Consider the following 25110-nt stretch of genomic DNA (forward strand, 5'->3'; position numbering starts at 1 on the left):
CTCGTCGGCCGGCGGGCACGCAAAACATCGTCTGCTACTTTGGCCGCATGGATCGGTTCATCGTTCCCGCCGCAGCCAGCGTCGTTGTGGGGCTGCTGCTGGGAGCGGCCGCCATTTTCGGGGTGACCCTGATGGTGCAGCAGGACACCAAGCCGCCGCTGCAGCCAGGCGATCCCGCATCGTCAGTGCTCAACAGGGTTGAGTACGGCGACAGGACGTAGATGAGGGCGCCGCTCTCGCGGCGCTGGCTGTCGGTAGTCGCGGTTGCGGCGCTCATCCTGACGTTCGCCCAGTCGCCGGGAAAGATCTCGCCCGACACCAAGCTCGACCTGACCGCGAACCCGATGCGGTTCCTGGCTCGGGCGTTCAATCTGTGGAACAGCGAGTTGCCGTTCGGGCAGGCGCAGAACCAGGCATACGGCTACCTGTTTCCGCACGGTGCGTTCTTTCTGGCCGGCGACGTGCTCGGCGTGCCGGGGTGGGTGACCCAGCGACTGTGGTGGGCGCTGCTGCTGACCGTCGGATTCTGGGGGCTGCTGCGGGTCGCCGAGGCGCTCGGCATCGGCAGCCCGACGTCGCGCCTGATCGCCGCGACCGCGTTCGCGTTGTCCCCCCGGGTGCTGACCACATTGGGCGCGATCTCGTCGGAGACGCTGCCGATGATGCTGGCGCCGTGGGTGCTGCTGCCGGTCATCCTGGCGCTGCGGGGGCAGTCCTCGGTGCGGGTGTTGGCCGCGCGGTCCGCGGTGGCCATCGCCCTGATGGGTGCGGTGAACGCGGTCGCGACGCTGACGGCCTGCCTGGCCGCCGCCATCTGGCTGGCCTGCCACCGGCCGAACCGGTTGTGGTGGCGCTTCACCGCGTGGTGGGCGGTCTGCATCGTGCTCGCCGTGTTGTGGTGGGTGATCGCGCTGGTCATGCTGGGCCGGATCAGCCCGCCGTTCCTCGATTTCATCGAGTCCTCCGGCGTCACCACACAATGGATGTCGCTGACCGAGATGCTGCGCGGCACCGACGCGTGGACGCCGTACGTCGCGCCGAACGCGACGGCGGGCGCCTCGCTGGTGACAGGGTCGGTCGCGGTGCTGGCGACGACGTTGGTGGCGGCCGCGGGCATGGCAGGCCTCGCGATGCGCACGATGCCGGCGCGCAGCCGGCTCATCGTCATCATGCTCACCGGCGTCGTGCTGCTGGCGCTCGGCTACTCGGGCGGGCTGGGATCGCCTGTCGCGCAACATGTTCAGGCGTTCCTGGACGCCGACGGCACCCCGCTGCGCAACATCCACAAACTCGAGCCGTTGCTGCGGTTACCGCTGGCGCTCGGCCTCGCCCATCTGCTCGGCCGAATCCCGTTGCCGGGCAGCGCACCCCGCAGGGAATGGGTGTACGCGTTCGCGCACCCTGAACGCGACAAGCGGGTGGCGGTCGGCGTGGTGGTGCTGGTAGCGCTGGCGGCAGGCACGTCGCTGGCGTGGACCGGCAGGCTCACACCACCCGGCGCGTTCGACGCGATCCCGCAGTACTGGCACCAGACCGCCGACTGGCTCGACGAACACAACACCGATCGGGGTCGCGTTTTGGTGGCGCCCGGTGCCCCGTTCGCGACCCAGGTGTGGGGCAACAGCCACGACGAACCCCTGCAGGTGCTCGGCAGCAGCCCGTGGGGTGTGCGTGACTCGATTCCGCTGACGCCACCGGAAACCATCCGCGCGCTCGACTCGGTGCAGCGGCTGTTCGCGGCGGGCAGGCCCTCCGCCGGCCTTGCGGATACACTTGCCCAACAAGGCATTTCATATGTGGTGCTGCGCAACGACCTCGATCCCGAGTCGTCGCGGTCGGCGCGGCCGATACTCGTGCACCGGGCCATCGAAGGATCGCCGGGCCTGACGAAGGTGGCCCAGTTCGGTGAGCCCGTCGGCCCCGGCACGCTGGCAGGCTTCATCACCGACAGCGGTCTGCGGCCGCGGTATCCCGCGGTGGAGATCTACCGCGTCGACGGCTCGCCTGGCATGCATCCCTACCTCGTCGACACCGACTCGATGGCCCGCGTCGACGGCGGACCCGAGGCGCTGCTGCGCCTCAACGAGCGCCGCAGGCTGTTGGGGCAGGCACCGCTGGGACCGATGCTGCTGACCGGTGACGCGAAACGCGCCGGGTTGCCCGCGCCGGTGGTGACCGTGACCGACACCCCGCTGGCCCGCGAAACCGACTACGGCCGGGTCGACGACCACTCGTCGGCGATCCGCACCCCCGACGATCCGCGGCACACGTTCAACCGCGTCCCCGACTATCCGGCCGTCGGCGCCGAAACCGTTTACGGGCAATGGAACGGCGGTCGCATCTCGGTGTCGAGTTCGGCAGCCGATTCGACCGCTCTGCCCAATGTGGCCCCCGCGACCGGGCCCGCGGCGGCCATCGACGCCGACCCCTCGACCAGTTGGGTGTCCAACGCGTTGCAGGCGGCGGTCGGCCAGTGGCTGCAGGTCGACTTCGACCATCCGGTCACCAATGCGACCATCACCGTCACGCCGAGCGCCACCGCCGTCGGGGCACAGGTGCGACGCATCGAGGTGTCGACCGCCAACGGCACCAGCACGTTGCGCTTCGATCAGGCAGGTAAACCGCTGACCATCGCGCTGCCCTATGGCGAGACGCCGTGGGTGCGGCTGACCGCAGCGGCCACCGACGACGGCTCCGCCGGAGTGCAGTTCGGCATCACCGACTTCACCGTCACCCAGTACGACGCCAACGGGTTCGCCCATCCGGTCAACCTGCGCCACACCGTGGTCGTACCCCCGCCACCGCCGAATTCAACTGTGGCGCAATGGGATCTGGGGCCGGAACTGCTGGGCAGGCCCGGCTGTGCGCAGGGCCCCACCGGAACCCGGTGCGCCGCCTCGATGGCGCTATCCCCGGAGGAACCCGTCAACCTGAGCCGGACGCTGCACGTACCGGCGCCGACCGCGGTCTCGCCGACGGTGTGGGTGCGCGCCCGCCAGGGCCCCCATCTCGCCGACCTGATCAGTCAGCCCGGTGCGGCGCGTGCGCTCGGCGACGCCGACCCGATCGACGTGCTCGGCTCGGCCTACGCCGCCGCCGACGGCGATCCCGGCACCGCGTGGACCGCGCCGCAGAGCGTCGTGCAACGCAAGAGCCCGCCGACCCTGACGCTCAAGTTGCCCACCCGCACCGAGGTGACCGGACTGCGGATCACGCCGAGTTCCGCTGTGCTGCCTGCCCATCCGACGCTGGTGGCGATCGACCTCGGCGCCGGTCCCGAAGTGCGGGCGCTGTCGGCCGACGGCGGGACACAGAAGGTCAGCCTGCATCCGGTGGTCACCGACACCGTCAAGGTGTCCCTGCTGAATTGGAACGACGTCATCGACCGCACGGCGCTGGGTTTCGACCAACTCAAACCGCCGGGCCTTGCCGAGGTGACGGCGCTGGACACCAAGGGCATGCCGATCGCCGCCGCCGACGCCGCGCACAACCGGGCGCGGACCATCGACCTGCCGTGCGGCAAAGGGCCGATCATCGGCATTGCCGGGCAGTTCGTCCAGACCTCCGTCACCACCACCGTCGGCGCACTGCTCGACGGCGACCCGGTGGCCGCCACACCGTGCCGGTCCGAGCCCATCACCCTGCCCAAGGGCGAGCAGGAACTCGTGGTCAGCCCCGGCGCCGCGTTCGTGGTCGACGGCGTCAAGTTGGCGGGCCCACTGGCCAACCAACTTCATTCCGCCACAACGACTCCCGCGACCACCCGGGACTGGACCGCCGACCACCGCACGGTGGACGTGACGGGTTCGGCGTCGTCGCGGATCCTGGTCGTGCCGGAAAGTATCAGTCCCGGGTGGACGGCGCACACCGCGACCGGCACCGCGCTGACCCCGGTGACTGTCAACGGGTGGCAACAGGGTTGGGTGCTGCCGCCGGGCACCACCGGACCCGTCACGCTCACCTTCGGGTCGAACACCACCTACCGCGCGGGTCTGATCGGCGGGTTGGCGCTGCTGCCGTTGCTTGCCCTGCTGGCGTTCCTCCCCGCGCGCAGACCCAAGCCCGACGCGCCACCCGCCCGGCCGTGGCGGCCGGGTCCGGCGACGACCGCCGTCGCGGTGGTGGTGGTCGCGGCCGCGATCTCGGGATTCGCAGGCGCGGTCGTGGGCGGTGCGGCGCTCGGTCTGCGCTATCTCCTGCGGCGACGCGAAAAGCTCTGCGAGGCAATCACAATCGGCATCACCGCGGGTGGTCTGATCCTGGCGGGCGCCGTGCTCAGCCAGTACCCATGGCGCTCCGTCGACGGCTACGTCGGCCATTCGTGGGCTGTCCAGCTGCTGGCGCTGGCCTCGGTGGCGATGCTGGCCGCGTCGACGGTCACCGTCGTTGGTACCGGAAAGCCGCCCGCCTCACAGACGGGCGACCTAGCATCGGACCGGTGCCCAACCTCAACACCGCACGGGGAGCAATCGATACCGCAGATCTAGGCGTCACGCTGATGCACGAACACGTGTTCATCATGACCACCGAGATCCTGCAGAACTATCCGGAAGCGTGGGGCGACGAGTCCAAACGCATCGACGACGCCGTCGCCCGCCTGAACGAACTGAAGTCCCGCGGCGTCGACACCATCGTCGACCTCACCGTGGTCGGCCTCGGCCGGTACATCCCGAGGATCGCCCGCGTCGCCGCGCAGACCGACCTCAACATCGTCGTCGCAACCGGCCTGTACACCTACAACGACGTGCCGTTCTACTTCCACTACACGGGGCCCGGCACCGCCCTGGACGGCCCGGAGACCATGACCGAAATGTTCGTCCGCGACATCGAGCAGGGCATCGCCGACACCGGGATCAAGGCGGCGATCCTCAAGTGCGCGACCGACGAACCCGGTGTCACACCCGGCGTCGAGCGGGTGCTGCGCGCTGTCGCGCAGGCGCACCGCCGCACCGGTGTGCCGATCTCCACCCACACCCATGCCGCCACCCGGCGGGGACTCGAACAGCAAGCCATCTTCGCCGAAGAAGGCGTCGACCTGTCCCGCGTGGTGATCGGCCACTCCGGGGACACCACCGATCTCGACTACCTCGAGGAGCTGATCGCCAACGGCTCCTACATCGGCATGGACAGGTTCGGCGTCGACGTCTACCTGCCGTTCGAGGACCGGGTCGCCACCGTCGCCAAGATGTGCGAGCGCGGGCACGCCGACAAGATGGTGCTGTCCCACGACGCGTCGTGCTACTTCGACGCGCTGCCGGAGGAGACGCTGCCGATCGCGCTGCCCAATTGGCACTACCTGCACATCCACAACGACGTCATCCCGGCGCTGAAGCAGCGCGGCGTCACCGACGAACAGCTCACCACGATGCTCGTCGACAACCCGCGCAAGATCTTCGAGAGGCAGGGCGGGTACTGATGACCACACCCATCGCGCCGATCGGCGCCGAATTCTCCCGGCTGGCCGCGCTCGCGCCGGACGAACCGGCCGTCACCGCCGGTGGCCGCACGCTGACCAGGGGCGAACTCGACAAGGCGACCAACCGGCTGGCGCGGGCCTACGCCGAACTCGGGGTGCGCCAAGGCGATTACGTGACGATCGTGCTGCCCAACTCGATCGAATGGATCCAGGCCGCGCTGGCCGCGTGGAAACTCGGCGCGGTGCCCCAACCGCTGTCGGCGCGGTTGCCCGACGCCGAACTCGAGGGTCTGCTCGACCTGAAGCCGCGGTCGCTGATCGTGGGCCGCGATGACCCGCGCGGCGTGATCCCCAGCGTGCCCGGCGATTTCACCGGCGACCCCGCCCTGTCCGACGCCCCGCTGCCCGAGGCGGTGTCGCCGGCGTGGAAGGCGCTGGGCTCCGGTGGCAGCACCGGGCGGCCGAAACTCATCGAGGCGGGCGGTGACAGCCGATTCCCCGGGGCGCTCGCCGGTTACGGGATGGGCGCCGCCGAGGGCGACACCCAGTTGATCGCGGTGCCGCTGAGCCACAACACCGGCATGACCACCGCGACCATCGGCCTGCTGATGCGGCACCACCTGGTGCTGATGCCGAGGTTCGACGCCGCGGAGTTCTTCCGGTTGATCGCCGAACATCGCGTCAGCTTCATGGTGGTGGTGCCGACGATCATGCAGCGACTCCTACGGGTGTACGAGGCCGGCCGCGACGCGTACGACCTGTCGTCGGTGCGGCGGCTATGGCACGTCGGGGCGGCCTGCCCGCCCGCCGTCAAGGAGGCGTGGATCGACATCCTCGGGCCGGAGGTGGTGTGGGAGTTGTACGGCGGCACCGAACTTCAGGCTCTGACGTTCATCAGCGGGACTCAGTGGCTGGAGCACCGCGGCTCGGTCGGCGTCGTGGTCGCCGGCGAGATGAAGGTGCTCGACGACGACGGCAACGAGTGCCCGCCAGGGGTGGTCGGTGAGGTCTACATGCGGCCCGCACCGGGCAGCGCGCCGACGTACCGCTACGTCGGGGCCACCGCGAAGAGTCGCGACGGGTGGGATTCGCTCGGCGATCTCGGTTATTTCGACGCCGACGGTTTCCTGTATCTGAACGACCGGCGGGTGGACATGTTCACCGTCGGCGGCCGCAACGTGTACCCGGCCGAGATCGAGTCGGCGCTGTCAGCGCACCCGAAGGTGTTGTCCTGCTTGGTCGTTGGCGTGCCGCACGAGGATCTCGGCCAGGTGCCGTACGCGATCGTGGAAGCCGACGGGCTCGACGAAGACGACGTGATCGGTTTCCTGTCCGAGCGGATCGCGTCCTACAAGGTGCCGACCGCCGTCGAGTTCAGCGACACACCGTTGCGCGACGACGCGGGTAAGGCGCGCAGGTCGGCGGTGCGCGACGAGATCATCTCGCGACGGCAGGCTCAGGCGCGTCGGTGACCGAACTGTCAAGCGGCGCTGGATCATTGCGCCGCTCCCAGCGCCGCAATGCGTTACGGCACGGCGATTCGATCAGCGCGTAGCTGACCGCCGCGATGGCGAAGCCGAAAAGCACGGTGAGCACCAGCACCACCGGCATGTGCCCGTTGAACGCGAACTCGCCGATGATGGGGAACACCATCCACAGCGCCGCCAGGTGCCAGACGAACAGGCCGTAGGACCATCTGCCCAGCGTCACCATCGTGGTGTTGCCGAGCATCCGGTGGCCGGTGTCCGGCGGGTCCAGTACCAGCGGGGCGATCAGGGCGGCCGCGAGCACCGCACCCATCGCGGTCTTCACGATGAACTGGCTCACCGTGCCGGGTGTCAGCCCTTCGGGCCCGGCGACCGGTGAGGCCGCGACCAGAAACGCCACCACGGCGACGGCCGCCATCAGCACCCGCCGCCGCGCCAACCGGTGCGGCCAGCCGACCTCGCTGACGGTCAACTCGGCCAGGAGCATGCCCGTGGCGAACCACGAGAAGAAGGCGGGCGGCCAGTTCAACGGGTTGACCCCGAACGGCGTGTGGATCGGCAACAGCGCCCAGCCGAGGCTGGCGACCGCCACCGCCGCGATCACCGGGATCCTGGCGCGCACCGGCAGTCGCCGCGCCAGCAGCGCCAGTAACGGCAACGCCAGGTAGAAGGCGACCTCCACGGACAGGCTCCACATCTGGGTCAGCCCGGCGGTCAGCGTCAGCGGCACATAGATCTGAGTGAGCGACAGATTCGCCAACCACACCGTCAGGTCGGCCTTGGCGTCCGGCAGCAGCGTGAGAATCACCACGACCGCGACCAGGTAGCCCGGCATGATGCGGACCAGCCGGGACCGCAGGTAGTGCCCGGTCGGAGGCCGCGTCCGCAAGCCCCGGGCGGCGGCGGCGTGGCCGCGCCACAACAAGAAGCCCGACAACGCGAAGAAGACCGCGACGGCCAAGTCGAACCGGCCGAACAGCCTGCCGGTGATTCCGCCGCTGTGACCGGTCTGAAACGCGACGTGGGTGATGACGACGCCCACCGCGGCGCATGCGCGCATGCCTTCGAGCGCGGGCAGGAAACCACGCGTCCCACCGACCGCTGGGGCTTGCGTCACGACGACCAGTGTGCCGTGCTGGTCCGCCGACTGAAAAACGGGTAGTCAAGCGGCCGTTGGCCAATGCATTCGTAGTAAGGATCGGCTTTAGTTTGGGCTGTTAGGGTCGAACGGGTTTGCCGCCAGTCCCTGGTCGGGGTGGGGGCGAAGTGGTCTGTCGGGAAAGTGAAGGAGGGCGGCTTGAACCGCACCGTGGCGATGCGCATAGCAGCCTGCGGAATCTTGGGGCTGGGGGCCGCCCTGTTGATTGCCGCGCTGCTGCTGTCCACGTACACCAAGGGCAAGATCGCCAAGATCCCGCTGAACCTGGATACCACCCTGGTCGCCGACGGTACCGGCACCGTGTTCGATCCCGAGTCGCTGAACTCCGACAAGTTCGTGATCAACAAGAACGTCCCGGTGGTGCAGCAGCAGCAGATCAGCGTCGAGGCGCCGTCCAACGCCGACGTCGTCACCCTGCAGGTCGGCAACACGCTGCGCCGCACCGACAAGCAGCAGGACGCGGGCCTGTTGCTGGCGCTCGTCGACACGGTGACGGTCAACCGCAAGACCGCGACCGCGGTCTCCAGCGAAAGCAACCCGGGCGGCGCCGTGCAGAAGCCGCGCGCCGTCGACGACACCGTGCCGCCGACCAACATCGCCCTTCCACACGACGGGCTGGCCTACCGGTTCCCGTTCGACACCGAGAAGCGCACGTATCCGGTGTTCGACCCGATCGCGCAGAAGGCGTTCGACGCCAACTACGACGGTGAGGAAGACGTCAACGGGCTGACCACCTACAAGTTCAGCCAGAACGTCGGATACGACGCCGACGGCAAGCTGGTCGAGCCGGTCAAGTACTCGTCGCTGTACGACGACGACGCCGACGCCGAGGTCACCGCCCGGGCGTCACTGTGGGGGCTGCCGGGCAACCCGGACGAGTCGATCACCCTGACCCGGTACTACGCCGCGCAGCGCACCTTCTGGGTGGACCCGGTGTCCGGCACGATCGTCAAGCAGAAAGATCACGGCTTCCACTACTACGCGCGTGAGCCGCTCAAGCCCGAGGTGACGTTCGCGGACTACACCGTCACCTCCACCGAGGACACCGTGGAATCCCAGGTGGCCAGCGCGCACGACGAGCGCGACAAGCTGGGGCTGTGGGGCCGCATCCTGCCGATCACGTTCACCGCGATCGGGTTGGTGGCCGTTGTCGGCGGCGCGTTGCTCGGGTCGTTCAGCCTGCGGGCGGAGTCGGCGCTGATCGATCCCGGGCTCGACGAGGCGGATCACAACTTCTTCGACACCCGGGGCATCCAGGTTCCCGGCGCCGAGGCGAAGACCGAGAAGCTGCCCGCGCCGAGGCCGACGGATCTGCCTCCGGACAGACCGGTCTGATCAGCCGCCTCCTCGCGCCTGCGTACGCGCTGGCGCTCGCTCTGCTGGTGACGGGGCCGCTGCTGGCGCCCGGATATCTGTTGCTGCGCGACGCGGTGTCGACGCCGCGGTCGTATGTGTCCGATGCGGCGCTGGGGTTGTCGGAAGCCGCGCCGCGGGCGCTGCCGCAGGACTTCGCGATCGCGATGGCCACCGAGGTCCTCGACGGCGGCCTGGTGGTCAAGGCGCTGTTGGTGGGCGGGCTCTTCCTGGCGGGCTGGGGCGCGGCCAGGTTGGCGTCGGTCGTACTGCCGGAGGCAGGGGTGGCCGGTCAGGTCGTCGCGGTGACCATCGCGATCTGGAATCCCTATGTCGCCGAACGGCTTCTGCAGGGGCATTGGAGCTTGATGGTCGGCTACGGCTGCTTGCCGTGGGTCGCGACCACGATGCTGCGACTGCGGACGCCGGACGTCACACCGTGGGTCGAGGTGTGCGCGTTGGTGTTCTGGATCGGATTGGCCGGGTTGACGCCCACCGGGCTGATGCTGGCCGCGACGGTCGCGTTGACGTGTGTCTTCGCGCCAGGCGCGGGCCGCCCGCGATGGTGGTGCGCGACGGTGGCGCTGGCCGCCTCAGTCGTGGTGGCGCTGCCGTGGCTGACCGCCGCCGCGCTGGCCGGGTCGTTGTCGTCGACGCAAGCCGAGGGCGTCGGCGCGTTCGCCGCAAGGGCCGAACCGGGTCTCGGCACGTTGGGCAGCCTGGCCAGCCTCGGCGGAATGTGGAACGCCGATGCTGTACCCGCTTCACGCTCAACAGCTTTCGCGATCGTCTCCGCGGCGGTGTTGCTTTCCGTGGTGGCGCTGGGTTTGCGCACCGTCGTCCGTCGACCGCAGGCGGTCCCGCTGTTGATCCTCGCGGCGGTGGCCGTCGTGGTGCCCGCGACCATGGCGACCGGTCCGGGGATGGCCGTCGCGGAAGCCGCCATCCGCGCGCTGCCCGGCCTCGGTGTGGTGCGTGACGCACAGAAGTGGGTGGCGCTTGCCGTGCCCGCCTACTCGCTGGCGGGTGCCGCCGCGGTGATGGCGGTGCGGCATCGGATTCCGGCCGCGGCCACCGCCGTCGTCTGTTGTGCCGCACTACTCGCCACGCTGCCGGATCTGGCGTGGGGCGTCGGCGGCAGGATGACGGCGGTGCATTACCCGCCGGGATGGGCGCGGACGGCGGCGCTGATCAACGCCGATCCGCGGCCCGTCGCGGTGTTACCCGTCGACAGCATGCGACGTTTCGCGTGGGCCGGCGCCGCCCCGGTGCTCGACCCGCTGCCGCGCTGGGTGCGCGCCGATGTGTTGACGACGGGTGATCTGACCATCGGGGGCCGCACCATTCCCGGCGAGGGCAACCGGGCCCGCGAGGTTCAGCAGTTGGTGCTGGACGGGGCGGATCGCGACAGGTTGGCGGCCGCGGGCGTGGGCTGGGTCGTCGTCGAAAACATCTGGCACACAGGGTGGTCCCCACCGCAGCTGCCGCTGCCGGTGGCCTATCGCGACGGCGATCTCACGCTGTACCGGGTCGGCGGCGACCATCCGGTCGCGGCGGGCCGCGGCGTGCTGGTGGGTGTGCACTGGGTGTGGTTGTCCGCGATCGCGGTGGGGCTGGCCGGGTTGGCGGTGGGGCGCCTGCGCAGACCGGTCAGGTAGGCCACCGGCTGTCGAAGACGTCGAGGATGTTCGGCAGCTTGGCGCGGTACCGCGCGCGGTCGGCAGCCTTGAACGGCGCCCACCACGGCGCCTGGAACAGTTCGACGATCTTGACCATCGGTCCGCCGTAACCGGCCGCCTGCAGCACGCCGTTGGCGGCGTAGCGGCCGCCTTCGTTGGCGCCTTCCATCGTGGTCACGTTCTGGTCGGTCTTGATCCACTCGCCCGCGAGGAACAGGTTGTCGATCCCGGTGACCGCCTCGGGCCGCCTGGTCCACGAGCCGGGGTCCTGGATGAACAGCGGCTCGTCGTTGCGGACGTTCGGTGTCCCGGAATCGATGATCGCGGGATCCAGGAACCAGGAGTGCAGCAGCGCGTCCTCGAGCACCTTGTCGGTGTCGTTGAGGTGGGCCTTGATCTGCGTCCACGCCTCCTTGGCGATCTCCTGCGGCGTGCAGTCCCGTGCGCTCTTCCTGTTGAAATTGCCGGGGGTGGTCCAGTCCGAAATGATCGCCGACAGACAGTCTTTCACCGTGCCGTCGCCGTAGCTGGTCAGGCTCTTCTTCCAGAACTGCTCCTCGCTGATCGAGGTGATCGCCCAGCCGGAGTCGACGTAGTTGACGTGTCCCTTCGTGACGTCCACCCGCTTCTTGAGGAAGAACATCAGCCCGTTCATCCACTCGGTGCGCAGCAGCGCGACGTTGGCCAACCTGGGGTCTGCGGCGATGACGTCGTCGGTCAACACGGCGGCGAGCTTTTCGCACGGCACCGCGGAGACGTACCAGTCGGCGGTGACCGTGCGCGGCAGACCCGCGGCGTCGACGACGGTGGCCGAGGCGATGTGCCTGCCGTTCGGCGTGAACTTCGACAGCGCCTGCCCCAGTTCGAATTTCACACCAAGACTCTTTAGATGCGTCACCCAGGGATCGATCCACTGCGCACTCGTCGGTCCGTTGAGGACCCTGTCGAACCCCTTGCAGTCGTAGTCGTTGCCCAGCAGCAGAATGGACCACACCGACGCCTCGCCGACCAGCCCGATCGAATGTGCGCTGGCGTCACGGGATTTCGAGGCCGCGAGGTTGCGGATGATTCCGTCGGCGAGGTAGCGGTTGTACTCGCGGGATTTGTTGTTCGCGCCGATGTAGTCCTCCCACGTCATCTGGTCCCACTGGCCGAGCTTTCGTTCGTCACAACTGGTGACGTAGACGGCCAGTTTCTGCGCGGCGTACAGCGCCTCCGGTGGCGGCAGCCGAAGCAGCGTCTCGAACACTGTGGCCACCGAGTCGGTGAACGCCTTGGGCGTGATCGGGTTCGGCAGAGTCGGCAGCGGAAACGGCAGCGGGATGGTCAGGTCGTGCCGACCCATCCCGGAATGCAGATAAGACGTTGCGCGGGTGAGGTTTTCCCACACGCCGTGGGAGTTGCCCGCAAACGGGATCCGCCGCATCGTGTCGGTGACATTGCGGTAGAAGCCGGGAAAGAACCGGAACCCGTGCTCGGCGGGCAACGGTTCGGCGCCCGAATTGGGCACCGCGATCGAGCGGGCCTTACCGCCCAGTGCCTTCCGCTCGTACACGGTGACCGCGAATCCGCGCTCGGCGAGTTCGTGCGCGGCGGTCAACCCCGCGACGCCCGCGCCGAACACCGCGACCGACTTACCCGGCGGCGCGGCCTTCGCGGATGCCGCGGGGGTCAACGCGGCGGCCACCCCTGCCGTCGTCATACCGCGCAGAAATGTCCTGCGCGGCACGCGCACCGACTCGGCCCGACCCGCCATGGTGTCACTAAGTTAATCGCCATTCCGCAATGGAGACGTCAATGCCCTCCGGTGTGTCGGCATCTCAGCCCGATAAGTGAACTTCGGATCCGCTGTGGGCACAGCGGTCTCCTGATCGCGGGATCATTTCACCCGGTTTGCACCTTTAGTGTGTGCAGGACTGCGATACGACACGGGAAGAAGAGGTGAAGTCGATGGCCGAACACGACCTCGCTGCATTGTGGGATGCGCACTGCAGGGCCGAGTTCGAGACCCGCGACGTCGACGCCACCATGGCGACCATGGTGGCCGAGCCGTACGTGAACCACATTCCGACGATGACCGGCGGGGTCGGCTTCACGAAGCTGCGTGAGTTCTACGCCAACCATTTCATCGGGTTGAACCCCGATGACATGGAGCTGTTCCCGGTGAGCCGCACCGTGGGTGAGAGTTCCGTCGTCGACGAGTTCATCCTGCGGTTCACCCACACCACCCGGATCGACTGGATGCTGCCAGGGATCGAGCCCACCGGGCGTTGGGTCGAGGTGCCGATGGTCGCGGTGGTGCAGTTCGAGGGCGACAAGCTCACCCATGAACACATCTACTGGGACCAGGCCAGTGTGCTCGTCCAGTTGGGCTTGCTCGACCCGCACGGGCTGCCGGTGGCCGGGGTGGAAACCGCGCACAAGGTGCTCGACGCTTCGCTGCCAAGCAACGCGCTGATGACTGGCTAGATAACTCCGCTGACGATCCGGCGCGCGTGCACGGACTCCAGCACGGTGCGCATCGCCTCCGCGCTTTGGCGCCAGGAGAATTCACTGCTGCGGGCCTGCGCCTTGGCGCCGAGTTGGTCGCGCAGCACCCGGTCGGTCAACAACCGGTGCAGCACCTCGACGAGGTCGTCACGGTCGTCGACCAGCAGCCCGGTCACCCCGTCGACGATCGAGTCCGTCAACCCGCCCGAGGACCGGTAGCCGATCGTGGGCACGCAATGCTGCCCCGCCTCAGGCACGGCCAAGGCCCATCCTTCCTTGCGGGACGGCAGCACCTGCACCCAAGACTGTTGCAGCACTTGGTGTTTGGTCTCGTCGTCGACGTGGCCGTGGAACGTCACCGCGTCGGAGATGCCCAGCAGCGCGGCGTGTTCGACCAGCGGCTGCTGCCACCACCCGCCGCCGAGGATGTCCAGGTGCAGATCCGGCAGCCTTGGCCGCAGCGCGGCGACCGCTTCGAGTGCGTCCTCGATCTGCTTGTGCGGCACCAGCCGCGACAGCACGACCACACGCGGCGTCGTCGACCGCGGCACGGTCAGCGTCTGCGGGGGCGCCTCGTCAAGACCGTTGCGCACCACCGCGATCTGAGTGGGCCGCACACCGAGACCGGTGAGGTCCCGCGCGGACGGCAGTGACACCGTGACGTACTGATTGCGGCGGTGCACCCGAGGCGACAGCCTCGACTCGACGAACCAGCCGATCCTGCCCAACACCGGACCCGCCACCGGCCACTGCTCGCGGTGGCAGTGGTGCACCAGCACCGCGACCCGACTGCCGAACGCCCACCGCGCCATGAACGGCAGGCCGTTCTGGGTGTCGATGACGACGTCCGGCCTCGCGTTGCGAAGCGGGCCGAGGCCGATGCGCGCCAGCACCATCGCCAGCCCGGCCCAGATGTAGACGGTGTACGGCCCGCCGGCGCGGCTGATCTGCACGCCGTCTTTGACCTCGCGCCGTCGAGCGCCCGGATAGTGGGCGGTGCGCAGCGTGACCCGCACGCCGGATGCGGCCAGTCGGGCACCGATGCGCTCCAGGTAGGCCTCGCTGCCGCCGCCTTGCGGGTGCCCGGTGTCGCGCCAGCAGAGCAGCAACACGGAGCGGACGGGTGCAGACATCGCCGCCCAGACTAACCGCTGGCTAGGGTCTGGTTGATGGCCGTGACCGATGTCTTCGCCCGGAGGGCGAACCTACGCCGGTCGCTGCGGCTGGCGAGCCAGTTCCGCTACGAGCAGCCCGACCCCGCCCGGTTCTACGGCGCACTCGCCGAGGACACCGCGACGATGGTGGGCGACCTGTGGCGCGGAGTCGGCGGCGCGGCGCCTGCGGGCCGGACCGTCCTCGATATCGGCGGTGGCCCAGGCTATTTCGCAGATGCGTTCCAAGGCGCGGGGATGCGCTACATCGGAGTGGAGCCGGATCCGGCCGAGATGCACGCCGGCCCTGCCGCAGGCGACCGCCGAACCCCGTACGTGCGGGCGTCCGGCACAGCGCTGCCGTTCGCGGACGCCAGCGTCGACATCTGCCTGTCGTCCAACGTCGCCGAGCATGTGCCGCAACCTTGGCGACTGGGCCACGAAATGCTGCGGGTGACCAGGCCCGGCGGCCTGGCGGTGCTGTCGTACACCGTGTGGCTGGGCCCGTTCGGCGGCCACGAGATGGGCCTGACGCACTACCTCGGCGGCGTCCGCGCCGCAGCGCGCTACACCCGCAAACACGGCCATCGACCCAAGAATGACTACGGATCGTCGTTGTTCGCGGTGTCGGTGTCCGACGGCCTGCAGTGGGCCGCGAGCACCGGCGCGCTCGTCGCCGCATTTCCCCGCTACCACCCGCGATGGGCCTGGTGGCTGACCGCCGTTCCAGGGCTGAGGGAATTCACCGTCAGCAATCTGGTGCTGGTGCTGCGGCCGTCGTGAGCGGCTGAACTGGAACAGGTTCTCGTTTCCTCCATCTGTAGGTAATGTGACGCTCATGACAAGTGTGACCCCGGCTACCTCTGAGGCCTACAAGACCGAATACGACAAGCTGTTCATCGGCGGCAAGTGGGTCGAACCATCATCCGCAGAGGTCATCGAGGTGTTTTCGCCCGCGACGGGTGAGAAGGTCGGACAGGTGCCGCTGGCCGCCGAGGCCGACGTGAACGCCGCCTGCGCCGCCGCGCGTGAGGCGTTCGACGAGGGCCCGTGGCCGCAGACGCCGCCCGCCGAGCGGGCCGCGGTGATCGGCCGCGCGCTCAAGCTGCTCGAGGATCGCGCCGATCTGTTCAAGCACCTGCTGAAGCTGGAGACCGGCCAGCCGCCGACGATCATCGACATGATGCAGTACGGCGCGTCGGTATCGACGCTGCAGTACTACGCGGGCGCCGCGGACAAGTACACCTGGAACGAGATCCGTGACGGCGTCTACGGCCAGACGCTGGTCACCAAGGAGCCCGTCGGCGTGGTCGGCGCGGTGGTCGCGTGGAACGTCCCGCTGTTCCTGGCGGTCAACAAGCTGGGCCCCGCGTTGCTGGCCGGGTGCACCGTCGTGCTCAAGCCTGCCGCCGAAACCCCGCTGTCCACCAACGCTTTGGCTGAGGTGTTCGCCGAGGCCGGTCTGCCCGAGGGGGTGCTGTCGGTGGTGCCCGGCGGCCCCGAGACCGGGCGCGCGCTGACCGCCAACCCGGAATTGGACAAGTTCACGTTCACTGGAAGCTCCGCGGTGGGCAAGGAGATCGGCAAGCTCGCCGCCGAGAAGCTCAAGGCGTGCACGCTCGAACTCGGCGGCAAGTCCGCGGCGATCATCCTCGAGGACGCCGACCTGGATTCGACGCTGCCGATGCTGGTGTTCTCCGGGCTGATGAACTGCGGGCAGGCCTGCGTCGGCCAGACCCGCATCCTCGCGCCGCGGTCGCGCTACGACGAGGTGGTCGAGAAGGTGTCGGCCGCCGTCGCGGCGACGCCGGTCGGCCTGCCCGATGATCCGGCGGCGATGATCGGCCCGCTGATCTCCGAGAAGCAGCGCGAGCGCGTCGAGGGCTACATCCGAAAGGGCGTCGAGGAGGGCGCGCGGATCGTCACCGGCGGCGGCAGGCCGGAAGGCCTCGACGGCGGCTGGTTCGTCCAGCCGACGGTGTTCGCCGATGTGGACAACTCGATGACCATCGCCCAGGAGGAGATTTTCGGACCGGTGCTGGCGATCATCCCGTTCGACACCGAGGAGGACGCGATCCGCATCGCCAACGACTCGGTCTACGGGTTGGCGGGCAGCGTGTTCACCACCGACTTCGGTAAGGCCGTCGACATCGCCAAGAAGATCCGCACCGGCACGTACGCGGTCAACATGTACGCGTTCGATCCGGGCGCCCCATTCGGCGGATACAAGAACTCGGGCCTCGGCCGCGAGAACGGTCCGGAAGGCATCGAGCAGTACTGCGAGGCCAAGAGCATCCTGCTGCCGTTCGGCTACACGCCGGAGATCTAGCGTCCTGTTCCTCGCGCGCGTCAGTGGCCGAACGTCGCCCTCGGCTTCGTGGGCCGCGGCTGGTTCTGCGCGAAGCCGGTGCATGTGCCGAGATGCCCGGCCACACACGGCACACCGTTCACGGTCGGCACCGGGCCGCCCGACACCGGGGTCGGCGCACCGTTGTAGCCGTTCTGATCCAGCGGAGCAGCGCCAGCCGTCGGGGTGCCCAGCACCGCGGCGGCACACAAAGCGGCCGTGAACGACCTGCACAGACGCGCGGTCATGGTTGTCACCCTACGCATCCGGGGCGGTCTGAACTGCGAACACACCAATTATGCTTTCGACCATAATGTGGGCTTGGCCAGGAGGCTCAACACGGCATTCACCTGCGCGTGACCTGAAGCGAATGTGATGGGGAATACATTCGTTGCGCTCATGTGTTGCCAAGTTTTATGGTGTTTGGCATAGACAGGGAGGCACCCGATGTGGATCGTTGAGGTCAACTTCGCCGGCCGCCGGTTCACGCACGAGGTGCACGGACCCCGTCGCCGGTTGTTCCACTTCAGCCCGCGCCCCTTCAGCTGGCGTCCGTCGCAGCTGAGGCGCGCCGCCTGATCGAGCGTTGGAGGTAGTTCTGTCCACCGCGACCAAGACCGGGCCCAAACGCGGGTCGACGCGCACCAAGATGTTGATCAGCGCCGCCGAAGTGCTGCGCGAGCGCGGAGCGGCCGGCGTCACCATCGACGAGGTGCTCGCCCGCAGCGGCGCGCCGCGCGGTTCGGTGTATTACCACTTCCCCGATGGCCGCAACCAGATACTGACCGAGGCGTTGCAGTACGCCAGCGGTCTTGTCTCCGATGTCATCGACGAGGCCGCCGCCAAGGGCGGCATGTACCTCGTTCGCAGGTTCGTCACGTTCTGGGAGGACCTGCTCGTTGAAAGCGACTTCACCGCAGGCTGTCCCGTGGTGGCCGCGGCGATCGGGTCGGCCGCCGACGAACCTGCGCTGACCACCGTCGCGGGCAGCATCTTCACTCGGTGGCGCGATGCGCTCACCCGCGCATTCGTCAGCGACGGCTTCGACGAGCCGTGTGCCGCGTCGTTGGCCATCACGTGCATCGCGTCGTTGGAGGGCGCGGTGCTGCTGTGCCGGTCGACGCGCAAGGTCGACCCGTTGCGGGACGTCGCCGCGGAGCTCGAATTCCTGATCAAGTCAAGGGAATTCGTCCGCCGCTACGGACTGCCCGGCCACGACTGAGCTTTGCGCCACCGCGCGCAGACGAAGTCGCCGTTGACGCCGGATTCGACCAGCGCCCACTCGGATCGCATCGGTAGCAGGCGCGAGCCACCGCCGAGCGAGCACGGGGTGTACGTCACGATCATCTCGTCGATCAGGCCTGCCGCGACGAACTGTGCGGCCGTCTGGCCGCCGCCGACCACCCACACGTCCTTACCGGCCGCCGCCGCAACCAGTTTGGGATGCAACTCGGCGACGGCGCCGTCGAACACCTGCACCGGATGTCCGTCCGCGATGATCTGCGGGCGGTGGGTCAGCACCCAGGACGGCTGCTCGTACATCCAGTCACCGGGCTGGTTGTTCTTCACCCATTCGTAGGTCGCCGAGCCCATCACCAGCGCGCCGACACCCTTGATGAAAGCCTCATATCCGAACGGTCCGTCGGCGTCGATTGCACGAGATGTCAACCAGTCCAAGCTGTCTGCTTCGTCCACGATGTAGCCGTCCAGGCTCGACGCGGTGAAGTAAACGGTTGCCATGTCAGTTTCCTCTCATCCAGTCCAGCGGGTCGCCGTGCCTGGTCCGCACGCCGTGGCGGGCCAGCATCGCGCGTGCGAGTTCGCGCCGGTGCGCCGAGTAGGTCAGCACGTGCGCGACGATGCCGTACAGCTGAAACGATTCGGGTGGGTCGCATAGGGCGTCGATCACCGTGTCACCGAGCCGGCCGTCCGCTGTGTACTCGGAAACCATTGCAGTCCAACGTCTTCCGATCTCGCCGTGGTGGGTGGCGAGCGCTTGCGGGGTGGTCGACTGGGTGGCCGCCCGACTCGGGAAGTCGCGGCCTTCGATGGTCGCCAGCCACACCTCCTTGGCCCAGACGATCGCACCGAGCACCGCGCCGACGCTGGGTTCGGGACCGTCCCAGTCCAGAATCACCTGTCCCGGCGAGATCTCCTGTGTCCATTGCGCTTCGGGCAACTGGGCGGCCTGTTCGATCAGGTACGCGGTATCGGCGACGTCGTGGGCGACCATGAGTGCGGAGATGTCGGGCTCCTTGCTGTCGCCGTCACTGTCCAGCCACAGTGACTGAGGCGGATGGAAGTGCAGACCGTTGGGTGCGGGCAGCCGGAAACCGACCTCGGCGGCGCGCGACGGCGGCACGCCGAACGTGCGGCTGAAGGCTCGGGAGAACACCTCTGCCGACGACCACTGTTCGTCGGCTGCGACCGCGGTCACCGACTCGCCGCGGTGCAGGCGCCAGGCCGCGCGCTCGAGCATGATCCTGCGCCGCAGCGCGGCCGGGGATTCGCCGGTCAGCCGCCGCACCTCTCGGGAGAAATGGAACTCCGAGGCGTAGCTGCTGCGTGCCATGTCGCCGACGTCAGTGTTGTCGGCGTCGACGACCGCATCGAGCAGTTCGCGCAGTCGGTCCCGGCGTGCTGGATCGGTCACGGTTACCGAGTATGGTCGGCGGCCCGCGGTCGGGACATGACAATTCTTGCTGCGTTGGCGGCTCACTAGACTCTGGTGCCCAGTGAGCGAATTCGATGCGTTGTGCGCCAACGACGGCGAACTGGGCCGGCTGCGAAGTGCGGTCCGCGAGTTCCTGGCCGCCGATCGCGCGCGGTTCGGCTGGGAACCCGCCGTCGACTGCTGGCTGGCGAAATGGGACCCGGACTTCTCCGGCCGACTGGCCGACGCCGGATTCGTCGGCCTGACGATTCCGACTCAGTACGGCGGACGCGGGCTCGGCTATCTGCACCGGTACGTCGTCACCGAGGAACTGCTCGCGCACGGCGCGCCCGTCGCCGCGCACTGGATCGCCGACCGGCAGGTCTCGCCCGCGCTGCTGTCGTACGGCACCGAGGAACAGCGGCGCCGACTGCTGCCGCGGATCGCCGCAGGGCGGCTGTACTCGGCGATCGGAATGAGCGAGCACGGCGCAGGCTCGGACCTCGCCGCCGCGCAGACCAGAGCCACCCGCACCGACGACGGCTGGGTGCTCAACGGAACGAAGGTGTGGACCAGCGGCGCGCACGTCGCGCATCAGATCGTCGTGCTGGCGCGAACAAGCCCGCCGGACCCGCAACATCGGCACGCGGGCTTCTCGCAGTTCATCGTGCAGACCTCGACGCCGGGCATCACGATCAGCCCGATCAAGTTGCTCAACGGCGAGCACCACTTCAACGAGGTGCTCTTCACCGACGTGTTCATCCCCGACGAGGACGTGCTTGGGCAGATCGGCGACGGCTGGCACCAGGTCACCGCCGAGTTGGGCTTCGAGCGCAGCGGCCCGGAGCGGATCCTGTCCACCGCGACACTGATCTTCGGTGTGATCCGCGCGCTGGGGGACGTCGACGACGGCGTCGCCGCCGACGTGGGTGACCTGGTGGCTCGGCTGATTTCGTTGCGACAGCTGTCGATCTCGGTGGCCCGCACGCTCGCCGACGGTCAGGACGCGGCCACCAGGGCGGCGCTGGTGAAGGATCTGGGCACGCGTTTCGAGCAGGATTCCGTCGAACTGGTCGCGGACCTGCTCGACTACGTCGAGGAGCCGGAACCGTTGCGCGCGTTGCTGTCCGCCGCACGGGTGCATTCACCGTTGTTCACGCTGCGAGGTGGGACGAACGAGGTGCTGCGCGGCGTGGTGGCCAAGAGCATGGGGGCGCGATGAGCGAGTTGGCGCAACTGGTCGACGACCTGTGTAGTCGCTCGACCGGTGACGATCTGTGGCGCAACCTCGAGGACACCGGGCTGGCCCGGCTGACCAGCCGGCAGGACGCCGGGCCTGCGGACGCGGCGGTGGTGTTGTCCGGATTGGCGAAACATGCTGCGGCCGTGCCGATTGCGGAGACGGACCTGCTCGCGGTGTGGCTCGCGGATACCGCCGGGCAGGCGGTGCCCGCGGCGGGACCGCTGACCGTGGCGATCGCCGACGCCACCGAGCACGATGGTCGTCTCACGGGGACCGCCCGGCACGTGCCCTGGCCCGCGAGCACCGTCGTGCTGGCGGCACGGACGTCCTCGGCATTGCACGTCGCGCTCATGGACGGAGTGGTGCAGGGCTCGTTTGCGTTCGACATCCCGGTCAGTGACACCCGCGTCGCCGACGTCGAGGTCGCCGACGAACTGACCCGGCGCGGCGCATGGGCGCGGTGCAACCAGATCGTCGGCGCGCTGGACGGGGCGTGCGCGCTCACCGTCGCGCACACCGCGGAGCGGGTGCAGTTCGGCCGCACGCTCAACAAGTTCCAGGCCGTACAGCACTCGCTCGCCGCCATGGCGGGTGAGATCGAACGCGCCCGCGCGGCAACGGCATTGGCGGTCGCGGCCGCGGCAGACCACGGTTTTGGCCATGCCGCGACCGACTACGCGGTGACGGTCGCGAAGGTGGCGGTCGGCCGCGCGGTCGATCCGGTGACGACGATCGCCCACCAACTGCACGGCGCCATCGGTGTCACGGCGGAACACCGACTGTGGCTGTACACGATGCCTGCCCGCGGATGGGTCGACGAATTCGGCACGACGGCGACCCATGCGCGGCGCCTGGGTCGGATGGCGCTGGCGGCGACCGACCCGTGGGACGTGGTGGTCAGCTGTCCAGCACCTCGGTGATGCGCGCCTCGACGTCAGCACGGTCGCCGAGGTCGGCCACGTCGATGCCGAAGCGGTCGGTCAAGGCGGTGAGCACATCCGCCGCAGTATCGAAGGTGATCTGCTCGGTGCCGTCCGCGCGATGGATCGCCAGGTGACGGCCGCGCAGGTTGTACCTGGCGTCGTCGTGCACCACAGCGGCGGTCAGTCCGGTGACGAATCGCGACTCGGGATACGTTGACACATACCAACTTCCGACTTCGAGGTCGATGCGAGGTTGCGGGCGGGTGGTGAACATGTACAGGGCTTGCCACGCGCCACGAATCTGGGCCTCCAGTTGGTAGCCCTCTTCCCGCTCGGTGAGGCGGTACGGCTCGTGTCGGGTCTCCTGTGCAGGGCCTGCCTCCAACCGGATCGGCGAGGTCAGTGTCTGCCCGCCGAAGCCGACGTCGACCAGCAGCCGTCCGTCGCTCCGTGGCATGGTCACGCCAAGCACCTGATGCGTCTGTGCGGGCAGCGGACCGTCGGGATTCATCCACACCACCCGCCCCGCGAAACGTTCGACGCCGAAGCCCAACTCTTCCAGGACGTAGCCCATCAGTCCGTTGTGTTCGTAGCAGTAGCCGCCGCGGCGGCGGTGCACCAGCTTGTCGGTGAGTGCGGCGGCGCTGAGGTCGACGACGGGGATGCCGAGCACCGGGTCGAGGTTCTCGAACGGGATGGACCGGTTGTGCGCGGCGACCAGTGCGCGCACGGTGTCGACCGTCGAGTCCGCTGGGCCGCGGTAACCGATCCGGTCGAAGTAGGCGGCGACATCCATGACGTCATCCTGCGGCCTCAATATGGGTTGAGGTCAACCCGGTGCAACACTGGCGTGGTGGCCGCCCATCTGACTGAGGAATTACGCGAGGATCTGCTGGCGCGGTGGTCGGAGACGCACCGCAGACATCACAACGTGGCGCATCTGCACGAGATGCTCGACGCGATCGGCCAGCTCGCCGATGCGGGCATCGAGTTCGACCGTGAGGCGGTGGAACTCGCGGCGTGGTTCCACGATGCGATCTACGACGTCGGCCGCGACGACAACGAGGACCGGTCGGCGGAGTTGGCGCGCGACCTGTTGGCGTCGGCGCCGATCCGCGACGAGGTGGCCCGGATGGTGCTCGTCACCAAGACGCACAAGGTCGCCGAGGACGACGTCAACGGTGCGGTGCTCAGCGACGCCGACCTGTCGGTGCTGGGCAGTGAGCCGATGCGATACCTGGCGTACGCGCAGGCGGTCCGCGAGGAGTACGCCGCCGTCCCCGACGAGGTCTTCAAACCCGCGCGGGCGCAGGTACTTTCGGCGCTGCTCGACGGGCCGTTGTTCCACACCGCGGAAGGGCGTGAGCGGTGGGAGGAACGCGCCCGCCGCAACATCGCCGAGGAGATCGTCGCACTGACGGGCTGACCGCTTCGCCTGTGGATAACTTTCTGCACCTGTCGGCGATTCGAACTAACGTTCGATGTATGAGGACGCGCGTCATAGGGGATCCAGCGGCCATCGTCGCCGCGGTGGACCGGTTCGACGCGGCCCAGGCCGACCTCGCGGCGCTGTCGTTCGACGTCCTCGACGGTGCGCAGACATTGGCGGTCAAAGACCGCCTGGAAACGGTCGCCCGCCGCCAGTGCGCTGTCGATCACCGCCTCACTGCGCAGTTGGTGACCCAGACCAGCCCGGCACAACTCGGAGGCACGTCATGGGCCGACGTGTTGTCCAATCGGCTGCGCATCGCTTCGGCAACCGCCCACAAACTGTTGGATGAAGCAGCCGATCTCGGCCCCCGCACTGCGATCACCGGCGAGCCGCTGGCACCGGTACTGCCGAATGTCGCCGCGGCTCAAGCCGCAGGAGCAATCGGCGCCGACCATGTGCGAATCATTCGCCAGTTCTTCACCGACCTGCCTGACGCCGTTGATCCCGAAACCCGTCAACAGTGCGAAGCCACCTTGGCGAGCGTCGCGGCCGAACACACCCCGGACACGCTACGCAAGGCTGCTGAGCGGTTGATGGCCCTCGTGCATCCGGATGGCGACTTCTCCGACGTCGACCGGGCCAAGCGCAGAGGCATGACCGTCGGGAAACAAGAGGCCGACGGCACCAGCACCATCACCGGTCGGCTCGACCCTGAAGCGAGGGCCACCTTGGACGCGGTCCTGTCGAAGTTGGCGGCGCCGGGGATGTGTAATCCTGACGACGAAACCCCCTGCGTTACGGGCACACCCAGCCAACAGCAGATCGACAACGACCATCGGTCGCAAGCCCAGCGCAACCACGACGCGTTGAAAGCCATGGGCCGCATGCTCTTGAGTTCCGGTGAGCTCGGTCAACACAATGGCCTGCCAGTGACCATCGTCGTCTCGACCACGCTGCAGGAACTCGAAGCCGGCTGCGGCCAAGCGGTCACCGCCACCGGAACGCTGCTGCCCATGCCGACGGTGATCAGGTTGGCCAGCCACGCGTATCACTACCTGTCGATCTTCGACAAGCACACCGGTCGGGCGCTGTACCTGGGCCGGACAAGGCGAATCGCCTCGGCGGATCAACGCATCGTGTTGTTGGCAAGGGATCGTGGCTGCACCCGTCCCGGTTGCACCGTCGCGGGGGCGAACTGTCATTCACACCACGCGGTTGACGACTGGGCCGACAACGGCCGGACCGACGTCGACGACCTCGCGCTCAGCTGCCCCAAAGACAACCGGGCCGTCAAGCCCGGCGGCTGGACTACAAGAAAACGCCACGACGGCCGCACCGAATGGATTCCACCACCGCACCTCGACAGTGGGCAATCGCGGGTGAATGACTACCACCACCCGGAGAACCTGCTGCGTCCGGACGGTGACGGTGACTAGGGGCGCCCCCGCGACGGCGTCTGGTTCGCCACGCCGTGCCGCAGCGGGGTGCCGGGTTCGGCGGCGGTCGATTCACTGACCGTGGAGCCGTGCGGCGTATGCGCGGCGCCAGGTGCATTGGCCGGGTCACCCGGCGACGGCTCGGCGCCGTGCGTCAACTCCCGCAACCGGGCGTGCAGCAACTCGAGCACGGGGATGCGGTTGCCGTGTGCCTCCTCGTGTGCGAAGAGGCCGCGCAGCTGTTCCTCGTCGAGGCTGCGGATCCGATGCCGCAGTTCGGTCAGTGGCAGCTGGTCGTAGTCCGGTAGTGGCAGTTCCATTCCCACCGGTTGCCCGCCGCG

At 68.4% G+C, this 25110-nt stretch carries 23 protein-coding genes; 15 read left to right on the top strand and 8 right to left on the bottom strand.

The window, feature by feature from the left end; all coding sequences use genetic code 11:
- Positions 1 to 47: 47 nt before the first annotated feature.
- Genes C1A30_RS23625 through C1A30_RS23640 form a run of 4 tightly spaced genes read left to right on the top strand, consistent with a single transcriptional unit; the run spans position 48 to position 6888 of the window.
- Positions 48 to 221 carry a DUF2613 domain-containing protein gene (locus tag C1A30_RS23625; protein ID WP_067809229.1) on the top strand — a complete coding sequence of 58 codons (174 nt, stop codon included), beginning with the start codon at positions 48 to 50 and terminating at the stop codon, positions 219 to 221.
- Positions 222 to 4487 carry an alpha-(1->3)-arabinofuranosyltransferase gene (locus C1A30_RS23630; protein WP_101950782.1) on the top strand — a complete coding sequence of 1422 codons (4266 nt, stop codon included), beginning with the start codon at positions 222 to 224 and terminating at the stop codon, positions 4485 to 4487.
- The gene (locus tag C1A30_RS23635; protein ID WP_101950783.1) at positions 4439 to 5416 is read left to right on the top strand and encodes a phosphotriesterase-related protein; all 978 of its coding nucleotides are present in this window, start codon (positions 4439 to 4441) and stop codon (positions 5414 to 5416) included. Before C1A30_RS23630 ends, C1A30_RS23635 begins: the two co-directional genes overlap by 49 nt.
- Positions 5416 to 6888 (top strand): AMP-binding protein, encoded by a 1473-nt coding sequence (locus C1A30_RS23640; RefSeq protein ID WP_101950784.1) that lies wholly within the window; start codon positions 5416 to 5418, stop codon positions 6886 to 6888. Before C1A30_RS23635 ends, C1A30_RS23640 begins: the two co-directional genes overlap by 1 nt.
- Here C1A30_RS23640 and C1A30_RS23645 read toward each other — a convergent pair.
- The gene (locus C1A30_RS23645) at positions 6854 to 7963 is read right to left on the bottom strand and encodes an acyltransferase (RefSeq protein ID WP_101950785.1); all 1110 of its coding nucleotides are present in this window, start codon (positions 7961 to 7963) and stop codon (positions 6854 to 6856) included. The two genes, C1A30_RS23640 and C1A30_RS23645, sit on opposite strands and share 35 nt — an antisense overlap.
- 237 nt (positions 7964 to 8200) lie before the next feature.
- Between C1A30_RS23645 and C1A30_RS23650 the strand changes: the two genes are divergently transcribed.
- Together C1A30_RS23650 and C1A30_RS23655 are read left to right on the top strand one after the other, a co-directional pair.
- Positions 8201 to 9397, top strand: coding sequence for a DUF3068 domain-containing protein (locus C1A30_RS23650; protein WP_101952838.1), 1197 nt, complete (start codon positions 8201 to 8203; stop codon positions 9395 to 9397).
- The gene (locus C1A30_RS23655) at positions 9394 to 11073 is read left to right on the top strand and encodes a hypothetical protein (RefSeq protein ID WP_101952839.1); all 1680 of its coding nucleotides are present in this window, start codon (positions 9394 to 9396) and stop codon (positions 11071 to 11073) included. The genes C1A30_RS23650 and C1A30_RS23655 overlap by 4 nt, the downstream gene beginning before the upstream one ends.
- Here C1A30_RS23655 and C1A30_RS23660 read toward each other — a convergent pair.
- Entirely contained in the window at positions 11066 to 12850 is a 1785-nt protein-coding gene (locus tag C1A30_RS23660; protein ID WP_101950786.1) for an FAD-dependent oxidoreductase, read from the bottom strand. The genes C1A30_RS23655 and C1A30_RS23660 overlap by 8 nt on opposite strands.
- 194 nt (positions 12851 to 13044) lie before the next feature.
- On the opposite strand from C1A30_RS23660, the gene C1A30_RS23665 reads away from it, so the two are divergent.
- Positions 13045 to 13563 (top strand): nuclear transport factor 2 family protein, encoded by a 519-nt coding sequence (locus C1A30_RS23665; protein ID WP_101952840.1) that lies wholly within the window; start codon positions 13045 to 13047, stop codon positions 13561 to 13563.
- On the opposite strand, the gene C1A30_RS23670 is transcribed toward C1A30_RS23665, so the two are convergent.
- The gene (locus C1A30_RS23670) at positions 13560 to 14717 is read right to left on the bottom strand and encodes a glycosyltransferase family 4 protein (protein ID WP_101950787.1); all 1158 of its coding nucleotides are present in this window, start codon (positions 14715 to 14717) and stop codon (positions 13560 to 13562) included. The two genes, C1A30_RS23665 and C1A30_RS23670, sit on opposite strands and share 4 nt — an antisense overlap.
- 36 nt (positions 14718 to 14753) lie before the next feature.
- On the opposite strand from C1A30_RS23670, the gene C1A30_RS23675 reads away from it, so the two are divergent.
- Positions 14754 to 15518, top strand: a complete 765-nt coding sequence (locus tag C1A30_RS23675) for a bifunctional 2-polyprenyl-6-hydroxyphenol methylase/3-demethylubiquinol 3-O-methyltransferase UbiG (protein WP_101950788.1) — start codon at positions 14754 to 14756, stop codon at positions 15516 to 15518.
- A gap of 55 nt (positions 15519 to 15573) precedes the next feature.
- The gene (locus C1A30_RS23680) at positions 15574 to 17064 is read left to right on the top strand and encodes an aldehyde dehydrogenase (protein ID WP_101950789.1); all 1491 of its coding nucleotides are present in this window, start codon (positions 15574 to 15576) and stop codon (positions 17062 to 17064) included.
- Between the two features lie 20 nt (positions 17065 to 17084).
- On the opposite strand, the gene C1A30_RS23685 is transcribed toward C1A30_RS23680, so the two are convergent.
- On the bottom strand, positions 17085 to 17330 hold the full coding sequence (locus tag C1A30_RS23685; protein ID WP_101950790.1) for a hypothetical protein: 246 nt from the start codon (positions 17328 to 17330) through the stop codon (positions 17085 to 17087).
- A 199-nt stretch (positions 17331 to 17529) separates the two neighbouring features.
- Here C1A30_RS23685 and C1A30_RS36365 point away from each other — a divergent pair, with 199 nt between their 5' ends.
- Positions 17530 to 17661 carry a hypothetical protein gene (locus C1A30_RS36365; protein ID WP_255413251.1) on the top strand — a complete coding sequence of 44 codons (132 nt, stop codon included), beginning with the start codon at positions 17530 to 17532 and terminating at the stop codon, positions 17659 to 17661.
- A gap of 19 nt (positions 17662 to 17680) precedes the next feature.
- Positions 17681 to 18304 (top strand): TetR/AcrR family transcriptional regulator, encoded by a 624-nt coding sequence (locus C1A30_RS23690; RefSeq protein WP_369974205.1) that lies wholly within the window; start codon positions 17681 to 17683, stop codon positions 18302 to 18304.
- On the opposite strand, the gene C1A30_RS23695 is transcribed toward C1A30_RS23690, so the two are convergent.
- Both C1A30_RS23695 and C1A30_RS23700 read right to left on the bottom strand, forming a co-directional pair.
- A complete protein-coding gene (locus tag C1A30_RS23695) occupies positions 18280 to 18822 on the bottom strand; it encodes a dihydrofolate reductase family protein (RefSeq protein ID WP_101950791.1) in 543 nt (180 codons plus the stop codon). The two genes, C1A30_RS23690 and C1A30_RS23695, sit on opposite strands and share 25 nt — an antisense overlap.
- A gap of 1 nt (position 18823) precedes the next feature.
- Positions 18824 to 19735 (bottom strand): helix-turn-helix domain-containing protein, encoded by a 912-nt coding sequence (locus C1A30_RS23700; protein ID WP_101950792.1) that lies wholly within the window; start codon positions 19733 to 19735, stop codon positions 18824 to 18826.
- A gap of 82 nt (positions 19736 to 19817) precedes the next feature.
- Between C1A30_RS23700 and C1A30_RS23705 the strand changes: the two genes are divergently transcribed.
- Together C1A30_RS23705 and C1A30_RS23710 are read left to right on the top strand one after the other, a co-directional pair.
- Complete coding sequence (locus C1A30_RS23705; RefSeq protein ID WP_101950793.1) at positions 19818 to 20957, top strand: acyl-CoA dehydrogenase family protein; 1140 nt, start codon at positions 19818 to 19820, stop codon at positions 20955 to 20957.
- Positions 20954 to 21898, top strand: coding sequence for an acyl-CoA dehydrogenase family protein (locus tag C1A30_RS23710; protein WP_101950794.1), 945 nt, complete (start codon positions 20954 to 20956; stop codon positions 21896 to 21898). Before C1A30_RS23705 ends, C1A30_RS23710 begins: the two co-directional genes overlap by 4 nt.
- Here C1A30_RS23710 and C1A30_RS23715 read toward each other — a convergent pair.
- Entirely contained in the window at positions 21876 to 22697 is an 822-nt protein-coding gene (locus C1A30_RS23715) for an arylamine N-acetyltransferase (protein ID WP_101950795.1), read from the bottom strand. The two genes, C1A30_RS23710 and C1A30_RS23715, sit on opposite strands and share 23 nt — an antisense overlap.
- A 57-nt stretch (positions 22698 to 22754) precedes the next feature.
- On the opposite strand from C1A30_RS23715, the gene C1A30_RS23720 reads away from it, so the two are divergent.
- On the top strand, positions 22755 to 23327 hold the full coding sequence (locus C1A30_RS23720; RefSeq protein ID WP_101952842.1) for a hypothetical protein: 573 nt from the start codon (positions 22755 to 22757) through the stop codon (positions 23325 to 23327).
- A gap of 59 nt (positions 23328 to 23386) precedes the next feature.
- Positions 23387 to 24769: an HNH endonuclease signature motif containing protein gene (locus tag C1A30_RS23725; protein WP_101950796.1), complete on the top strand. Its 1383-nt coding sequence runs from the start codon at positions 23387 to 23389 to the stop codon at positions 24767 to 24769.
- Here C1A30_RS23725 and C1A30_RS23730 read toward each other — a convergent pair.
- On the bottom strand, positions 24766 to 25089 hold the full coding sequence (locus C1A30_RS23730) for a hypothetical protein (protein WP_101950797.1): 324 nt from the start codon (positions 25087 to 25089) through the stop codon (positions 24766 to 24768). The genes C1A30_RS23725 and C1A30_RS23730 overlap by 4 nt on opposite strands.
- Between the last annotated feature and the right edge of the window lie 21 nt (positions 25090 to 25110).

Source organism: Mycobacterium sp. 3519A (assembly GCF_900240945.1).
GTDB lineage: Bacteria > Actinomycetota > Actinomycetes > Mycobacteriales > Mycobacteriaceae > Mycobacterium.

Coding starts and splice junctions, on each gene's coding strand:
- C1A30_RS23630 (WP_101950782.1), top strand. CDS start 222: ATGAGGGCGCCGCTCTCGCGGCGCTGGCTGTCGGTAGTCGCGGTTGCG.
- C1A30_RS23675 (WP_101950788.1), top strand. CDS start 14,754: ATGGCCGTGACCGATGTCTTCGCCCGGAGGGCGAACCTACGCCGGTCG.
- C1A30_RS23645 (WP_101950785.1), bottom strand. CDS start 7,963: ATGCGCGCATGCGCCGCGGTGGGCGTCGTCATCACCCACGTCGCGTTT.
- C1A30_RS23685 (WP_101950790.1), bottom strand. CDS start 17,330: ATGACCGCGCGTCTGTGCAGGTCGTTCACGGCCGCTTTGTGTGCCGCC.
- C1A30_RS23660 (WP_101950786.1), bottom strand. CDS start 12,850: ATGGCGGGTCGGGCCGAGTCGGTGCGCGTGCCGCGCAGGACATTTCTG.
- C1A30_RS23625 (WP_067809229.1), top strand. CDS start 48: ATGGATCGGTTCATCGTTCCCGCCGCAGCCAGCGTCGTTGTGGGGCTG.
- C1A30_RS23640 (WP_101950784.1), top strand. CDS start 5,416: ATGACCACACCCATCGCGCCGATCGGCGCCGAATTCTCCCGGCTGGCC.
- C1A30_RS23715 (WP_101950795.1), bottom strand. CDS start 22,697: ATGGATGTCGCCGCCTACTTCGACCGGATCGGTTACCGCGGCCCAGCG.
- C1A30_RS36365 (WP_255413251.1), top strand. CDS start 17,530: ATGTGGATCGTTGAGGTCAACTTCGCCGGCCGCCGGTTCACGCACGAG.
- C1A30_RS23670 (WP_101950787.1), bottom strand. CDS start 14,717: ATGTCTGCACCCGTCCGCTCCGTGTTGCTGCTCTGCTGGCGCGACACC.
- C1A30_RS23680 (WP_101950789.1), top strand. CDS start 15,574: ATGACAAGTGTGACCCCGGCTACCTCTGAGGCCTACAAGACCGAATAC.
- C1A30_RS23695 (WP_101950791.1), bottom strand. CDS start 18,822: ATGGCAACCGTTTACTTCACCGCGTCGAGCCTGGACGGCTACATCGTG.
- C1A30_RS23710 (WP_101950794.1), top strand. CDS start 20,954: ATGAGCGAGTTGGCGCAACTGGTCGACGACCTGTGTAGTCGCTCGACC.
- C1A30_RS23725 (WP_101950796.1), top strand. CDS start 23,387: ATGAGGACGCGCGTCATAGGGGATCCAGCGGCCATCGTCGCCGCGGTG.
- C1A30_RS23665 (WP_101952840.1), top strand. CDS start 13,045: ATGGCCGAACACGACCTCGCTGCATTGTGGGATGCGCACTGCAGGGCC.
- C1A30_RS23730 (WP_101950797.1), bottom strand. CDS start 25,089: ATGGAACTGCCACTACCGGACTACGACCAGCTGCCACTGACCGAACTG.